A 15,141-nucleotide genomic window follows, 5' to 3' on the forward strand; every position below is an offset into this window, starting at 1 on the left:
CTGGTGCTCAGGCGCGAAGCGCTCTCGCCGGGCTGAGGCGAAGCGCCGAAAGCGCCGGTATGATCGATATCAGCACGGCGAGAATGCCGAACCAGACAGCCAGCGAGATATCCTCGCGGGCGAACTCCACGGGCATACGCACGGCCGTCGTCGCGGTGAGCGAGGCGGAGATGAGTTGTGCTGCGCCGTAACCGAGCACGATGCCCAGCCCGAAGCCGGCGAGGAATAGCAGGAACAGCTCGCCCCAGACGATGGCGACGACCGCGCGCGCCGGTGCGCCAAAAGCTCTCAATGCGCCGATTTGCTTCTGGCGCGTGCCGATATGCATGATCGTGACGAGCAGGATGGCGGCGATGACGATGACCTGCGTGCCGATGGCAATCGCCAGAAGCAGGCTGCGCGCATCGCCAAGTGTCGCGTAGAGGCGCGTCAGCACCTCCGCCGGAAAGACGGCGAGCGTCGTCTCGCCGCGATATTCCTGACGCAGGCGATAGGCGTCGGCGACCGTCTTCGGCTTGACGAGAACGGCGGGGAGGCCAGGCGTCTCGGCGTCGAAATGCTCGTCAATCGCGGCGGCAGGATCGATATGCGCCTCGTGCTCCTGTTCTTCGGCGTGCTCGTGCTCGGCCGCAGCAACCGTCGCGAGCCCCCCGGCGGCGTGGTCATGATCGTGCCCGGCCTCGCCCTCCATGCCGTGCAGTTGCCAGACGGCGCGGATCGGCACGAGGATGGCGCGGTCCCAGGCGGTGCCTGTCGGGGCCATGCGGCCGCTCACCGTGTAGATGAGCTCGGTGTGCGTATGGCCACCCTCGTCAGCGCCGCCATGCATCGGCTTGATCTCAGCACCGACGGGCTTTCGCACGTCCGCGCCGATCACCGCCTCGCCGAGACGGGCGAACATCGTTCCCTCGGCGAGCGTCGGCGAGAGCGCGGAAACAAGCTTGCTCGTCGTGCCGACGACCGGATGGCCATCCGCGGAATCGCCGAAGCCGACCGGGGCGGCGAATTCGACGCGGGGGTCCTCGGAGAGTTTTGCCAGCACGCTGCCGGACATCAGCGGCAGCGGCGAGGGTTGCAGGAAGACGGCCGATAGTGCGAGTTGTGTTTCGCTGCCGGCTGCTCCGATGACAAGGTCGAATTTTTCCGCCGCGCGGGCGCTGCCAAGCCGGACGGCGCGCTCCTGCAAGGTGACGGTGACGCTGAGCGCAACGGAAAGCGCAATCAGCACGATGACGGCAAGTGCTCCACCCTTGAAGCGGCGAAGATCGGCAAGGATGAAGCGTATCATGCCGCGAGCACCTCGCTGCTGTCTTCGACGATGCATCCGCCATCGAGGTCGACGCGCCGGTCGAGCCGCTCCATGAGCGCCGGATCGTGGGTGACGACGATAAGCGTTGCCCCCTCATCGCGGGCGAGCCGGACGATCAGCTCGGCCACTTCGCTGCCAGTACGACGGTCGAGGCTGGCGGTCGGTTCGTCGGCAACGATCACGCCGGGCTTCGACAACAGCGCGCGCGCCACAGTCACGCGCTGCATCTCGCCGCGCGACAGGGTCTCGATGGCCTGGTCAGGGCGGGCAATGCCCGTTGTTTCGAGGAGATGCAGCGCGCGTTCGCGCTCGGCCGGCTTGAGGCGCCGGGAAAGGCGGACCGGCAAGACGACGTTCTCGAAAGCCGAAAGGCCGGGAAACAGATGGAAGTCCTGCATGACGAGGCCGATATTGGCTGCGCGGAACGCATCGCGTTTGCCTGCGGCAAGGGCGGTGATATCGGTGCCGCCCCAGGACACTGAACCGCTTGTCACGGTATCGAGCCCGGTCATCGCGTTAATCAGCGTGCTCTTGCCGGAACCCGATGCGCCGGTGATCGCGAGGCGTCCGCCGGCGGGAAGGTGAAGCTGGTCGATGGACAGCACCGGCGTGTCGAGGCCGGGAAAGCGCATGGTGAGACCGGAAATAGCGAGAGCCAGCATCGTCAGGCCGTGTCGAACGCGGCTTCGCGAAGACGCAATTGGCTGACGAAACCGGTATCCGGATCGGTCCATGAGCCGTATTCGAGCACGCCCTGTGCCTCGATCGGCGCATTGAACTGCACGAAGGTCTGCTTGCGGGCGAGATAGACGACGAGAATGTTGTCGGGCCAGTCCGCATCCGAGGAGCAGAAGGGGCAGAGCGACATCGGGATTTCGGTGAGCACGAAGAAGTTCGCCTCCGCCTTCAGCGGCGGCGCCATGAAGCCCTTGATGGTGATTTCCTGGCCTGTCAGCCGCTTCACCTTGTCGGAGAATTCGAGCCCCAGCACGCCAAAGCTCTTGTAGAGCTCGCCGAAGCCGAGTGTCTCCCCAGCCAGGGCCGGGCGGGCAAGAGGCAGGATCGGCAGGGCAGCCAATGCGCAGAGCATCCGCCGCCTGTCGAAAAACATACGGGAATCGTCCGTCATGGCCATGCTTCCTTCTTCATCGGCGAGAATGCGGACAGGCGGCGCGGGGCCGCCTGTCCGTTATGGGTAGCTCAGTCCTTCGCTACGCCGAGCGCGAAGGCATCGGCCAGCACGCGGTACACGTCGCTCTGCTCCATGTAGCCACGGAAGCCTTCCGAGCCGGGGCCGATCGCCTGAAGCACCACGTCGTCGACGGCGTGAACGCCGGTATCGCCATCCTTCGGAATGTTACCCTGCACGAAGACGGCGCCGGGCACGCCCTTGTACTCTTCGTTGGCGACATATTCCTTCGCCTCGTTCTGCACGGCCGGAACGAACGGGCCGTCGAGCTTCGGACGGAAGGTCTCGTAGTGGTCCGGACCGTTATTGGCCGCCAGGAACAGGCGACGCGAAACGTCGATACGATCCGGATAACCATCGCCATTCGCATCTTCATAGTTCGGGAAGCCGGCATCGTCATAGGTGCCGACCTTGGCGCGCATTTCGTCGCCCGGCTTCTCGTCATCGACGGTGCCGATGATGCCGACGCCATGGGTGTGGTCGCCGGTGACGACGATCAGCGTATCCGGGTTCTTGTCGGCAAATTCACGGGCGACGGCGATAGCCTTGTCGAACTCAATCGTCTCGACGAGCGCACGGTCCCAATCGAGCGGGTGGCTCATCTTGTCGACCGAGGCAGCTTCGACCATGAGGAAGAAGCCCTCCGGGTTCTTCGAGAGCTTGTCGAGTGCGACCTTGGTCATTTCGACGAGGCCGGGCTGGTTCGGGAATTTTTCGACGGTGCCCTTCTTGAGGAATTCACGGTCGAGCGTCACGTCCAGGTTGCCGGTGTGGAAGAGGCCGAGCAGCTTGTCCTGGTTCGAGCCGGCAGCAGCGGCAAGTTCCGTCTTGTCGATCGCCAGGGCATAGCCAGCGTTCTTGAACTCGGCGATATAGTCCTTGTCGTCCTTGCGCTTGGAGCCCGGCACGTCCTTGCCGAGGAAGTAGGCCGAACCGCCGCCGAGAAGCACATCCGGCTTGACGTCGAGCAGCATGCCGACGATTTCCGCCTTGTCGGCGCGCTTGCGGGTGTGGGAAACGAGGGCAGCCGGCGTCGCATCCTGGAGTTCCGAGGTGGAAACGATGCCGATCGACTTCTGCGTGGTGCGGCGGAGCGCTTCTGCAATGGTCTCGACCTTCGGGTCGTCGAGGCTTGCCGGCGTGCGGTCGGCGTAGACGCCGAGCGCGTTGACGCGCGACTTGTGACCGGTCATGTAGGCCGACATGGTGTTGGCGCTGTCGGTGGCGATCGAGTGCGTGGACGACGTGCCGATGAAGGCGACCGGCGGGATGTCGTCCATGGCGAGGCGGCCGTTCGCCTTGCCCTCGGTCATGCCCTTGGACATGATGCGCGCACCGGTGCGGTGGGCGACGGACAGGCCGTCGGCGATCAGGAAGATGATGTTCTTGGCCTTCGGCTCGGCAACGGTTGCGTAGACGTCCCAGTTGACCGACTTGGCTTCGCTGCCGGCCGAGACCTCGACCTTATAGGCGCCGGCTTCAGCGATCGTCAGGCCACGCAGGAGGAGGGCCGAACCGAGAACCTTGTCCTCAGCGCCCTTTTCTTCCGCGACAAATTCGGCCTTCTTGCCGAAGACGGTTTCGTAGTCCTGGCCGTTGACGGTGACCTTCACGTCTTCCGGCTTCACCACGGTGTCGAACTCGACCTTGAAGTCGAAGGGCGAGCCGACGAGGATCGTCGCGCGATCCAGCGGATAAACGGTTGCGGCATTTGCGGCGCCGGCGAGCATCGTTGCCGATGCCAGAGCGAGGATGAGTTTACGCATGGAGGTGCCTCTCTTGAGCGGTGCGTTACCCCCTTGCGATAGAAACTCAGCATGACAGGCGTATTACAGCCGTGTCACAGATGGCTTCACCCCTTGGCAGAAATAGCGCTCAGCTCTTCGAGGTCGAGGTCCCGTTCCAGTTCGTGCAACGTCTCGTCGTCGATCTCGCCAGCGCGGTGGAGCCGGATGAGTTCGCGACGCCCCGTCGCGACCGCTTCGAGAACGAGGTCGAAATGGGCGTGCAGCATGGGTGTGTAGTGCTGTGTGCGCTCAGCATAATCGACGATCGACACGGCCCTGCGCTGATACTTGTCCAGCAATTGCGGATGGATGAGCTTGCCTTCGCTGTCGTAAGCCCGGCTTTGCACGATGACGAATTGCGCCTGCGCCATGGCGGCTTCGGCCTGGCTCATGGTGAGCCGGGCCTTTTCCGACTCCGGTTCACTCAGCCGCGCCCAGGCGATCACACGTCCCAGCGTCGTGCCTTGCAGCAGCACGGTGCCGAGAATGACGGCGAACGACGTCACTAGAATGAAGTCACGGCCGGGAAAGTTTTCCGGCACGCTCAGCGCCAGCGCGAGCGTGACCACGCCGCGAACACCGGCCCAACTGAGCACTGTCGCGCCACCGGCGCCGACTGGCGTGTATCGCTTGATCCCCAGAGCATTGCAGAGCCTGATGACGAGGTCCGACCCGAACACCCAGGCGAAGCGGGCGAGGGTGAGGGCCACCAGGATCACCAGGATCGGCCATCCGAGATCGGCGATCACCACGCCAAAGCCGCCGCCGCGTTCGACGACGCCGCGCAGCGACAGGCCGATCAGGATGAAGACCGCCGCCTCCATCAGGAAGACGAGTACGGTCCAGAAGGAGGTGCCGCGCATGCGCGTTGCGGCCGAAAAGGCGGTGTGCTGATGCCATCCGGCGATCAGGCCGGTGGTCACGGTGGCAATGACGCCCGAAACGTGGATGAATTCGCCGAGCAGGTAGGACACCCAGGAAAGCAGGGCCGTGGCGGCGATGATCAGATATTCGTCGCCAAGCCGGCGCACCAGCAGAACCCATGCCATGCCGATGGCGATGCCGACGAGTGCGCCGCCGACCGCTAGAACGAAAAAGCTGCCCATGGCATCGACCGTGCTGAAGATGCCGGTGACGCCGGCGGCAATGGCGAAGCGGAAGAGGACCAGGCCACTCGCATCATTGAATAGGCTTTCTCCCTCGAGCAGGATCTGCAGGCGACGCGGCAGCTTTACCCGTTGCAGCACGGCGCGGGCGGACACCGCATCGGGCGGCGAGACGATCGCTCCCAATGCCGCGCAGGCCGCCCAGGGGAGTGACGGGAACAGCAGATGCGTGACGACAGCCACGACGGCGCAGGTGAAAAACACCGCACCAATGGCAAGCGAAGCGATGCCGATCATATGGCGGCGCAAGGGGCCGAGCGCAATGAACCAGGCCCCGTCCATCAGCAGCGGCGGCAGGAAGATGACGAGCACCAGCTCCGGATCGACTTCAATGGCGGGCAGACCCGGCATGAAGGCAAGCAGCGCGCCTCCCGCAAGCAGCGCCACGGATGGCGGCAGCCCGAGCCGGTGGGCTGCGTAATGCAGCGCGATGATCGCCACGAACATGCCGATCACGAGCTCGAACAAATGTGTTGGATCCATAGGGCTTTATCCTGAAATGGCTTTATTACGACGCGCTTCATTACAAGGCGCGTTTTGCCAAAACGCAATCGCTCAAGGGCAACTACGGGATCAGACCCACGGAAAACTTCTCTGCCAAATGGCGCGTAAAATCCCGCTCTAGACTGTCTCCGAGATTGCCCTCACGAGCGCTTTTGCAGAGACGGCGCCGGGGTCGAGGTGGCCGAGGGAGCGTTCCCGCAGGCGGGCGGCGCGGCCCTTGGCGGCAACCATCGTGGCAGTCGCGGCCGCTCCGTTGTCGGCTGCGGCCGTAACGGCGGCCCAGAATTCTTGTTTCGACCGGCCTTCGGCAACCGCCGTGGTGGCGGCTTCTGCGGCGGGCAGCCAGACGTCGAGCATCGTCTTGTCGCCGCGCTGCGCCTTGCCGCGGTCGCGAATGCCCTCGGAAATCGCGACCAGCATATCCCGGCAGGCGACGAGGTCGAGTTCGGAGCGCTCGGCAAGGACCTGGGCGGCGCGGCGAAAGCCCGTCGAATAGAGGGGTCCCGTCGATGCTCCGACCGCGTCAAGGAAGCCGGTTGCCGCCGTCGACATCACCTCTGAAAGGCTCGCTGTGCCGAGGTCCAGCTTCGCAAGCGCCGCGTTCACGGCCTTGAAGCCGATCGACATGGTGATGCCGTGATCACCATCGCCGATCGCGCCGTCGAGTTCGGACAGGCGATCCTTTTCCGTCTCGATCACCTGGGACATTCTCTCGAACATCCTGGCGAGAGCCTGTGCCGCATTTTCCGACATGTCTTCCTCCCCTTGGGCGCACGCGGCCTCAGCTCCGAGCCGCCTCGTCCGGTTCAGGTGCGTTGATGGTCAGGATCGCCGACTGGCATGGATAGTGCAGCAGATCGGTCAGTTGGCGGTCGAGATGCAGGATCGAGATGGAGGCGCCTGCCATATCCAGCGACGTGCAGTAGTGCCCCACCCAGTTGGCCTCGATTGTGATGTTCTTGGCGGTAAGCCGCTGCTCCACGCGCCGGAACAGGATGTAGAGCTCCATTAGCGGCGTTGCGCCGAAGGAATTGACCAGCACCGCCACGCGGTCGCCGGGCTCGGCCTTCATCTCCTTGAAGATGTTGTCCATGATCGTATCGACGATCTCGTCGGCGGTGCGCAGGCGCTCGCGCGACACGCCGGGCTCGCCGTGGATGCCCATGCCGAGTTCCATGTCATCCGGGCCGATTTCGAAATTGTGCCGCCGTGTCTGCGGCATGGAGCAGGATTCGAGCGCGACGCCGACCGTGAAGGTGCGGTCGTTGGCCTTGCGGGTGATCGCCTCGCATTCGTCGAGCGTCAGGCCGCGATCACAGGCGGCGCCCGCGACCTTGAAGACGAAGAAATTACCGGCGACGCCGCGCCGGCCTTCCTTGTCTTCGATCGGCGAAGAAACGATATCGTCGGTGGTGAGGACGGTGCGGACGGGAATGCCCTGTTCCTCGACCAGTTCGGCTGCCATCTCGAAGTTCATCACGTCGCCGGCATAGTTGCCGTAGACGAAGAGCACCCCGGCGCCACCGGAGGCTGCGACGGCACACTTGGCGATCGGGTCGGGCGGAGGCGAGGAAAAGATGTTGCCGACGGCCACGGCATCGGCGAGCCCCTTACCGACATAGCCGACAAAACAGGGCTCGTGTCCCGTGCCGCCGCCGATGACGAGGCCGACCTTGCCGGGGCGGGGGCCGTTGCGTGCGACGAGCGCGCGGCGCGATCCGGTCACGGGTTGCAGATAGAGCTTGTGCGCGGCAATCAGGCCGTCGAGCATTTCCTCGACCACGTCGTTGGGATTGTTGAGGAATTTCTTGACATGCGTGCGGTAGGCATTGGCGATGGGCGCGCTTTTCTGCCGTTGCGAAAGCTTGCTGTCGAGGCTTGTCACACCATCGGCGCGCAGGATGCCGGCGCCCGTCGCCGCATCCGTCACCAGCACGTTGACATAGCCGCCGCGCAGGGCCGCCAGCAGTGCCGGCACCTTGTCGAAACCGCCGGCGACGGCGACGCGGGTGCCGATGCCGCGCAGCATCTCCAGCGACATGCCGATCGTGCGATCATCGAGGGGGCCACCGACCGGGCGGCCGCGCTCATCGATGAAACGTCCGGCCAGCACACCCGCCGCGCCCTTGGCGAGATAGTGCTGCAGCGGCACGGATTCGAAGAATCCGCTGGTGTGGATCGTCGAGTTTGGCCGGAGCGACGATATGCCGAAGACAATGCGGTTGGCCCGCGCGAGCGTGTCGAACTGCTCGCGGATCAGCGGCTCGGCAAGCAACATGCGCTGCATTTCGGCAGACGCGACGACGGCGGGTGCCGTGATGTTGACGCAGCGCGCCGAGATCGCCCGCGCGACGGCGGCGGTGGTGAGTTCCGGCGTATAGGCGAAGCTTGCCGTGGTGCCGCCGGTTGCCTGCACGACCGTCACGTCCTGCAAGGCTCCCACTTCCAGATGCTCGCCGACCGAGAGGATCGTGCGGCCCCAGGCGACGGCGAGCGTGTCGCCGGACTTGATCATCTTGGCAAGCGCCTGCGCGCCCGCCGCACCCAGCCGGCCGATCAGTGGCCGCGTGTTGTCGTCATTGGGTACGACCAGGCAATCCGACAGGCCGAAATGGCGCTTCAGTTCCTGCGCGATGGTGAGCGATGCAAGCCGCGCGGGCTCGATGGAGATGTTGACGATGCCTTTTTCGCGAGCGTCGGCGAGGTAGCTGTTGACGGTGGCGCGCGACACACCCATCGCCTCGGCGATCTCGCCCTGCGTCATGCCGTCTTCGTAGTAGAGCCAGCAGGCCCAGACATAGGGGTCGTCGCCATAGCGCAGCGGTATCGAATCCACGCCTTCCGGCCCGTTCGCCCGGCCGATGCCGCCTTTGCGCGGCGAGGAAGTCTTGATTGCCATCAGTTTCGCCGGTCCCCTTCTGGCGGCGAAGATGAAAGCAATGCCACCGGTTTGCAACCTGCCTTCATCAAAAAAGCGGTGCGCGGCCCGTCACGAAGGACAAGGCCGCGCTTCCTGGGAGGAACGCGCAAATTCCGGGCGTCACGAATGTCAGGTCAGCCGCGCGCGCGCGCCGTCGGACAATTCCTTGAGAATGATGGCGCAGGAGGTTGCTCCAGCATCCAGCACGCCGAGCGACCGTTCGCCGAGGCGGCTGGCGCGGCCGATTTTTGCGACCAGATCGATCGTCGAGTCGCGGCCGGCTTCGGCGGCGGCAACCAGGGCTTCCAGCGCGTCGCCGAACGATTTGCCTTCGGCCGTGGCCTTGTCGAACGCCTCGACGGCCGGAACGAGCGTGTCGATCAGCGTCTTGTCGCCGACCTTGGCGGAGCCGATCGACTGGATGCCGGCCAGGCCCGCATGCAGCATCTTGCTGTAGGCCGCGGCGTCGATCTTTTCGACACCCTCGATCGTCTCGGCAAATTCGGTGAACATCACGCCGTAGAGCGGGCCCATCGAGCCGCCGATCTCCGTCATCAGCACGGTGCCGAGCGTATCGAGGGATTCGGCGAGCGGGGCGTTTTTACCCTTTAGCCGTTCCGCCGCCATGGCAAAACCCTTGGCCATGTTCACGCCGTGATCGCCATCGCCGATCTTGCCGTCGATCTCGCTGAGATAGGCGCGGTTCTCGACGATCCGCTCTGCCATCGACAGAACGATGGCGCCGGAGGATGCGTTGTCGAAAGTCTGCATAGGGTCGTCCTCCGGTTACAGGATGATCGTGCACCGCGTCTCGACATCGAGCAGCGGCTTGAGGTCTTCGTCGAGCGCCATGACGGTGAGCGTCGCGCCGACCATTTCCAGCGAGGTGAAGTAGTTGCCGATCCAGGTCTTGACGATCTTCAGGCCGCGGGCCGAAATCTCGCTCTCGATCGTGTCGTTGAGGATGTAGAGTTCGTTGAGCGGCGTGGCGCCGAGGCCCGAGACAAGCACGGCGACTTCGGTGCCCTGCGGCAGGTTATGATCGTCGAGCACGATCTTCACCATGTCCTTGGCGACCTCGTCTGCCGTCTTCAGTGCTTCGACACGAACGCCCGGTTCGCCATGGTGGCCGATGCCGACTTCCATCGTGCCGGGCTCGATCTGGAAGTTCGGATGGCCGACGGCCGGCAGCGTGCAGGGGCCGAGGCCGACGCCGATCGAGCGGCAGTTGTCGATTGCCTTCTGGGCGGTGGCGCGCACCTCCTCGAGGCTGGCGCCGGTCGCGGCCTTCGCGCCGCCCATCTTCCACATGAAGATTTCACCGGCAACGCCACGGCGTTTCTCGCGCTCTTCGGGCGGGGCGGAGCAGACGTCGTCGTTGGCGACAACAGTTGCCACGTCGATGCCGGCCTTGGCGGCGAGCTTCATCGCCATCTTCACGTTCATGTTGTCGCCGGCATAGTTGCCGTAGAGCACAACGACGCCCTTGCCGCCGTTGGCTTCGCGGATGGCATCGTAGAAGCTCTTGGCTGTCGGCGAAGAGAAGAGTTCACCGACGGCGACCGCATCGAGCATGTTCTTGCCCGTATAGCCGATGAAGGCCGGCTCGTGTCCGGAGCCGCCGCCGGTCACCACGCCGACCTTGCCGGCAAAGGGGGCATCCTTGGCGACGATGACGCGCGGGTTTTCCGCGACGCGCACGATGTCCGAATGCGCCTTCACGAACCCCTTGACGGTATCCTCGACCACCAGGTCCGGATCGTTGATGAAACGCTGCATGGTAACTCCTCAAAACTGCGCGAGCCGGTCAGGGCTCAAAGAATGGTGTAACCACCGTCGATCAGAAGATCGGCGCCGTTGATCATGTCGGCACCCGGCGAGGCCAGGAACACCGCGGCGGCGGCGATCTCTTCCGGGAAGGCGAAACGGCCGGTCGGGATGCGCTTCTTGGCGTTTTCACCCTTTTCGCCGGCCCAGGCCGCCTTGCCGAGCTCCGTCAGCACGATGGTGGGGGAAATGGTGTTGACCGTGATGCCGTGTTTGCCCCATTCGGCGGCAAAGGTCTTGGACATGCCGATGACACCGAACTTGGACGCGCAATAGGCGACATGCTCTTCGATCGCGACGGAACCGGCCTGCGAGGCTAGATTGACGATCTTGCCGCCTTTTCCGGCGGCAATCATCTTGCGGCCGACAGCCTGCGTGATGAGGAAGCTGCCCTTCAGGTTGATGTCGATCGTCCTGTCCCACTGGATGAGTGTAAGGTCTTCAGCCGGCGCAAGTGCTACGATGCCGGCGCTGTTGACCGCAATGTCGATACCGCCGAAGGCGGCGACCACGTCATCGACCGCTTTCTGCACGGACGCGGCATCCGCCACGTCGCAAACGAAAGGCCTTGCCGAGCCACCGAGTTCATCCGCCTTCGCCTTGGCGATGTCGGCATTGATGTCGAGCACGGCGATCTTCGCACCCTTCGATGCAAAGGCAGCGGCGATGGCCGCGCCGATGCCGGAAGCGCCGCCGGTGACGAGCGCGACCTTGCCGTCGAGCGGGAAGTTGAGGTCGATATGCGGAGGGGTATCGGTCATCGGTCTGGCTTTCAGCGATTGGGTGGAACGGGGCGGCGTCGCCGCCCCGCATGTCATTCGTTACTTGCGCAGTTCCAGGAGCTTATCGACATTTTCGGTCGTGACCGGCGTCCACGGAACATTGTATTCCTTGTCCTTGCCGTCGTTGAACGCCATGTCGGGATACTGCGCCCAGATGTCCGACTGCGGCTTGTAGTCACCCTTTTTAGCATGGAGGATCGCGAGGTCGAGGGCACCCTGCGCCTGGGCACGGGCGTCCTGCAGGATCGAGGTCATCGTGCCTTCCTTGACGGCGCTGAGTGCGTCCGTGATGCCATCGATACCGGCGATGGCGAAGTCTTCAGGCTTGAGGCCGGCGGCCTTGATCGCCTCGATCGCGCCGAGCGCCATCTCGTCGTTCTGGCCGATGACGCCGTTGATCTGGCCGGAATGCGAGGTCAACCAGTTTTCCATCAGCGTCTGGGCTTCGGCACGCGACCAGTTGGCCGTCTGCTGTTCCAGAACCTTGACGTCCGGGCACTCGGCAAGCGCCTTCTTGTTGCCTTCAAGGCGGGAGATCTGCGCCGACTGGCCGATCGGGCCTTCGATGATGACGACGTTGCCCTTGCAGCCGATCTTGTCGAGCACGGTCTTGGCTTCCATGTAGCCGGAGATCGTATCGTCGGAGCCGACATAGGCGGTGAGCAGGTCGGAGTTTACGCGGGTGTTGGAGCCGACGACCGGAATGCCGGCGTCATGGGCGGCCTGCACGGCGGTGGCGCCGGCTTCGATGTCGATCGGCACGAATATGATCGCGTTGAATTTTTGGGTGATCATCGTGTTGAACTGTTCCTGCTGGACCAGCGCGTCGTAGCGGCCGTCGAAGACCGTCAGTTCGACTTCGCCGTTCTTCACGGCCGGATGTTCTTCGAGGGCGGCGGACCAGATCTGCATGAATTCCGCATTCAGACCATAGGGGGCCGCGCCGATCTTCAGCTTTTCCTGGGCCATGGCGGACGAGGCGAGCAGCACCGTCGCAGAGGCAAGGGCGATCATCAGTTTCTTCATGACATTCTCCTCCTTTGAGAATTCAGGCTGCCTTTTGGCAAGCCGTTTCGACGACGGGCGCGGGGCGCCCGTATTTCGGGGCTCAGGCGCCCTGATTGCGTTTCTGGTCGAGCATCACGGCGCCGACGATGAGCGCGCCCTTGAGGACCTGCTGGTAGTAGGATTGGATCCCCATCAGATCGAGGCCGTTGTTCATGACGCCGATGATGAGGGCGCCGATGAGGGTGCCGGTTACCCGGCCGACGCCGCCCGACAGGCTGGTGCCACCGATCACGACCGCTGCGATGGCGTCGAGTTCGTAGGCGATGCCGGCCTGTGGCAGGGCGGAGCCCGTTCGCGCCGAGAGGATCATGCCGGCGAGGCCGGAGAGTGCGCCCGAGATCACATAAACGAGGAAGCGGATGCGCGTGACGTTGAGGCCGGAGGTCTTGGCGGCATGCGGGTTGCCGCCGACGGCGTAGATGTAGCGGCCGAAGCGCGTGCGGGTCAGCACCCACCAGGAGACCAGGAAGACGACAGCGAGCAGGATGACCGGCATCGGAATGCCGAGGATGTTACCGGTGCCGATCCAGCGGAATTCCGGTGTCAGCGCCGGGACCGGCCGCCCGCCGCCATAGATGAGTGTCGCGCCGCGCGCCGCCGACAACATGCCGAGCGTCGCGACAAAGGCTGGCACGGAGAAGCGCGAGACGATGAAGCCGACCAGCGCACCGCAGCAGACGCCGACGAGGATGCCGACCGCAAGCGCCACGACCATCGGGTAGGGCGCGCCGGCAATGCCGGCCGTGGCCGAGCTGGTGACGAAGCTGGCGCTGACCATGCCGGCGAGCGCCACGACCGAGCCGACCGAAAGGTCGATGCCGCGGGTCAGGATGACGAAGGTCATGCCGATCGCGAGAACGCCGTTGATCGACGTCTGGAGCAGCACGTTGGAGATGTTGCCCGGCGTCAGGAAGAACTCGTTCGACAGGGCAAGAACGGCGACCAGCAGCAGGAAGGCGAGAAAGATGCCATATTCCTGCAGGATCAGCCGGCGGCGATCGGCGTTCAGCCAGGTGCTGGAGGTCTTGTTCTCTAAGCTGGACACGGTGTCACCTCTTGCCATGCGGGTTGGATGCTTGCGGCGGTCGTCGGGTCTTCAATTCAGGTCGACAGGTGCACAAGCGACTGGGCGTCGGCGTCCTTCCGGCTGTAGACACCGGCGGAGCGGCCCTGTCGCATGACGAGGATGCGGTCGGACATGCCCAGGATTTCGTCGATTTCGGAGGAGATCATCACGACCGTGCCGCCTTCGGCGGCGAAGTCGCAGATGATGCGGTAAATCTCGCGCTTGGCGCCGACATCGACGCCGCGCGTCGGCTCGTCGAGCAGCAGGACGCGGGGTTCGCGCAAAAACCATTTGCCCAGCACGACCTTCTGCTGGTTGCCGCCGGAAAGGCCGGAGACCGGCATCGTGTCGCGTGCGGCCTTGATGCCGAAGCGCGTGATCATGTCCGCGGCGGAGGACTGTTCGCGCCGGCGCTGCATGACGAAGGCCGGGCTCATCTCCGGCAGGCTGGCCAGGCAGATGTTGTTGCGAACGCTGTCCGTCAGGTTGAGGCCGGTGAGCTTGCGATCTTCCGTCACGAAGGCCATGCCCTCGGCCATCGCGTCGGATGGCTGGCGGATGGCGACCGGCTGGCCGTCGAGGCGGATGTCGCCGGCAGACGCGCGATCCATGCCGAACAGGCAGTTGAAGATTTCCGTGCGGCCGGAGCCCATCAGGCCGTAGATGCCGAAGATCTCGCCCTTGTGGGCGGTGAAGGAGATGTCCTCGATCTTGCCGGGCGCGGATAGGCCGGTGACTTCGAGCCCCGCAATCGCCGTCGGCGTGTTCGTCTTGATGTATTCCTCGCCAAGCTCGCGCCCGACGATCATGCGGATGAGGCCGGGCCGGTCGATATCGGCAAGCTTGCCGTCGCCGACGAAGCCGCCATCGCGGAACACCGTGTAGCTGTCGGCGATCTGGAAGATTTCCGACAGCCTGTGCGAGACGTAGACGATGCCCTTGCCATCTGCCTTCAGGCGTTTGATCGCCTGGAAAAGGTGCTGGGCCTCCTTCTCGCCGATCGCCGAGGTCGGCTCATCCATGAAGATAACGTCCGCATCATGGCTCAGCGCCTTGGCGATCTCGACGAGCTGCATCTGCGCGACCGAGAGGTTCATCATGTATTGGGTCGCGGAAATGTTGAACTCGAGACGATCGAGCAGCGCCTGCGCGTTGCGGTTCATCGTCTTGAAGTCGATGCCGCCGAAGCGGGCTGAGGGTTCGCGGCCGAGATAGATGTTCTCCGCCACCGTCATGTGCGGGACCGGGCTCAGTTCCTGCTCGATGATGGCGATACCGGAGGCGAGGGCTTCGGCCGGGCTGTTGAATTCGACCGGCCTGCCGCGATGCAGGATCGTGCCGCCGTCGCGTTTGTGGATGCCCATGAGGATCGAGAGGAACGTGGACTTGCCGGCGCCATTGCCGCCGCAAAGTGCATGCACCGAGCCGACTTCCAGCGCAAAACGGCCGTCGCGAAGGGCTGCGACGCCGCCGAAGGACTTTTTCAGTTCTTCCACTTTCAACAGTGGCTGCATGCATTCCTC

The 15,141-nt window shown here is 64.2% G+C and carries 13 protein-coding genes; all 13 read right to left on the reverse strand.

All coding sequences use genetic code 11. The annotated features are described in order from the left end of the window. Window positions 1-7: 7 nt before the first annotated feature. Window positions 8-1,288, reverse strand: a complete 1,281-nt coding sequence (locus tag BSY16_RS26680) for an ABC transporter permease (protein ID WP_069062807.1) — start codon at window positions 1,286-1,288, stop codon at window positions 8-10. After that, complete coding sequence (locus BSY16_RS26685) at window positions 1,285-1,971, reverse strand: ABC transporter ATP-binding protein (RefSeq protein WP_069062808.1); 687 nt, start codon at window positions 1,969-1,971, stop codon at window positions 1,285-1,287. The genes BSY16_RS26680 and BSY16_RS26685 overlap by 4 nt, the downstream gene beginning before the upstream one ends. A 2-nt stretch (window positions 1,972-1,973) precedes the next feature. Next, complete coding sequence (locus BSY16_RS26690; RefSeq protein ID WP_069063721.1) at window positions 1,974-2,438, reverse strand: hypothetical protein; 465 nt, start codon at window positions 2,436-2,438, stop codon at window positions 1,974-1,976. 71 nt (window positions 2,439-2,509) lie between these two features. Next, a complete protein-coding gene (locus BSY16_RS26695) occupies window positions 2,510-4,264 on the reverse strand; it encodes an alkaline phosphatase (RefSeq protein ID WP_069062809.1) in 1,755 nt (584 codons plus the stop codon). Window positions 4,265-4,350: 86 nt separating this feature from the next. Continuing rightward, complete coding sequence (locus BSY16_RS26700; RefSeq protein ID WP_069062810.1) at window positions 4,351-5,934, reverse strand: Na+/H+ antiporter; 1,584 nt, start codon at window positions 5,932-5,934, stop codon at window positions 4,351-4,353. A 138-nt stretch (window positions 5,935-6,072) separates the two neighbouring features. Then, window positions 6,073-6,708 carry a dihydroxyacetone kinase subunit DhaL gene (dhaL, locus tag BSY16_RS26705; RefSeq protein ID WP_069062811.1) on the reverse strand — a complete coding sequence of 212 codons (636 nt, stop codon included), beginning with the start codon at window positions 6,706-6,708 and terminating at the stop codon, window positions 6,073-6,075. Window positions 6,709-6,736: 28 nt separating this feature from the next. Then, window positions 6,737-8,854, reverse strand: a complete 2,118-nt coding sequence (locus BSY16_RS31760; protein WP_083243236.1) for a bifunctional sugar-binding transcriptional regulator/dihydroxyacetone kinase subunit DhaK — start codon at window positions 8,852-8,854, stop codon at window positions 6,737-6,739. Window positions 8,855-9,004: 150 nt separating this feature from the next. Then, the gene (gene dhaL, locus BSY16_RS26715; protein ID WP_069062812.1) at window positions 9,005-9,646 is read right to left on the reverse strand and encodes a dihydroxyacetone kinase subunit DhaL; all 642 of its coding nucleotides are present in this window, start codon (window positions 9,644-9,646) and stop codon (window positions 9,005-9,007) included. A 15-nt stretch (window positions 9,647-9,661) separates the two neighbouring features. Further along, window positions 9,662-10,654: a dihydroxyacetone kinase subunit DhaK gene (locus tag BSY16_RS26720; protein WP_069062813.1), complete on the reverse strand. Its 993-nt coding sequence runs from the start codon at window positions 10,652-10,654 to the stop codon at window positions 9,662-9,664. A 35-nt stretch (window positions 10,655-10,689) separates the two neighbouring features. Continuing rightward, window positions 10,690-11,463, reverse strand: a complete 774-nt coding sequence (locus BSY16_RS26725; RefSeq protein WP_069062814.1) for an SDR family oxidoreductase — start codon at window positions 11,461-11,463, stop codon at window positions 10,690-10,692. A gap of 60 nt (window positions 11,464-11,523) precedes the next feature. Then, window positions 11,524-12,510: a substrate-binding domain-containing protein gene (locus BSY16_RS26730; protein ID WP_069062815.1), complete on the reverse strand. Its 987-nt coding sequence runs from the start codon at window positions 12,508-12,510 to the stop codon at window positions 11,524-11,526. Between the two features lie 82 nt (window positions 12,511-12,592). Next, a complete protein-coding gene (locus BSY16_RS26735; protein ID WP_069063723.1) occupies window positions 12,593-13,597 on the reverse strand; it encodes an ABC transporter permease in 1,005 nt (334 codons plus the stop codon). 56 nt (window positions 13,598-13,653) lie between these two features. After that, complete coding sequence (locus BSY16_RS26740; protein WP_069062816.1) at window positions 13,654-15,132, reverse strand: sugar ABC transporter ATP-binding protein; 1,479 nt, start codon at window positions 15,130-15,132, stop codon at window positions 13,654-13,656. Window positions 15,133-15,141 lie beyond the last annotated feature (9 nt).

The sequence above is a fragment of the Sinorhizobium sp. RAC02 genome, assembly GCF_001713395.1.
Taxonomy (GTDB): domain Bacteria; phylum Pseudomonadota; class Alphaproteobacteria; order Rhizobiales; family Rhizobiaceae; genus Shinella.

Bases quoted from the DNA above. Each gene is read 5' to 3' on its own strand.
- BSY16_RS26695 (WP_069062809.1), bottom strand. From the start codon at position 4,264: ATGCGTAAACTCATCCTCGCTCTGGCATCGGCAACGATGCTCGCCGGC.
- BSY16_RS26680 (WP_069062807.1), bottom strand. From the start codon at position 1,288: ATGATACGCTTCATCCTTGCCGATCTTCGCCGCTTCAAGGGTGGAGCA.
- BSY16_RS26690 (WP_069063721.1), bottom strand. From the start codon at position 2,438: ATGACGGACGATTCCCGTATGTTTTTCGACAGGCGGCGGATGCTCTGC.
- BSY16_RS26720 (WP_069062813.1), bottom strand. From the start codon at position 10,654: ATGCAGCGTTTCATCAACGATCCGGACCTGGTGGTCGAGGATACCGTC.
- BSY16_RS26725 (WP_069062814.1), bottom strand. From the start codon at position 11,463: ATGACCGATACCCCTCCGCATATCGACCTCAACTTCCCGCTCGACGGC.
- BSY16_RS26700 (WP_069062810.1), bottom strand. From the start codon at position 5,934: ATGGATCCAACACATTTGTTCGAGCTCGTGATCGGCATGTTCGTGGCG.
- dhaL (WP_069062812.1), bottom strand. From the start codon at position 9,646: ATGCAGACTTTCGACAACGCATCCTCCGGCGCCATCGTTCTGTCGATG.
- dhaL (WP_069062811.1), bottom strand. From the start codon at position 6,708: ATGTCGGAAAATGCGGCACAGGCTCTCGCCAGGATGTTCGAGAGAATG.
- BSY16_RS26685 (WP_069062808.1), bottom strand. From the start codon at position 1,971: ATGCTGGCTCTCGCTATTTCCGGTCTCACCATGCGCTTTCCCGGCCTC.
- BSY16_RS31760 (WP_083243236.1), bottom strand. From the start codon at position 8,854: ATGGCAATCAAGACTTCCTCGCCGCGCAAAGGCGGCATCGGCCGGGCG.
- BSY16_RS26730 (WP_069062815.1), bottom strand. From the start codon at position 12,510: ATGAAGAAACTGATGATCGCCCTTGCCTCTGCGACGGTGCTGCTCGCC.
- BSY16_RS26740 (WP_069062816.1), bottom strand. From the start codon at position 15,132: ATGCAGCCACTGTTGAAAGTGGAAGAACTGAAAAAGTCCTTCGGCGGC.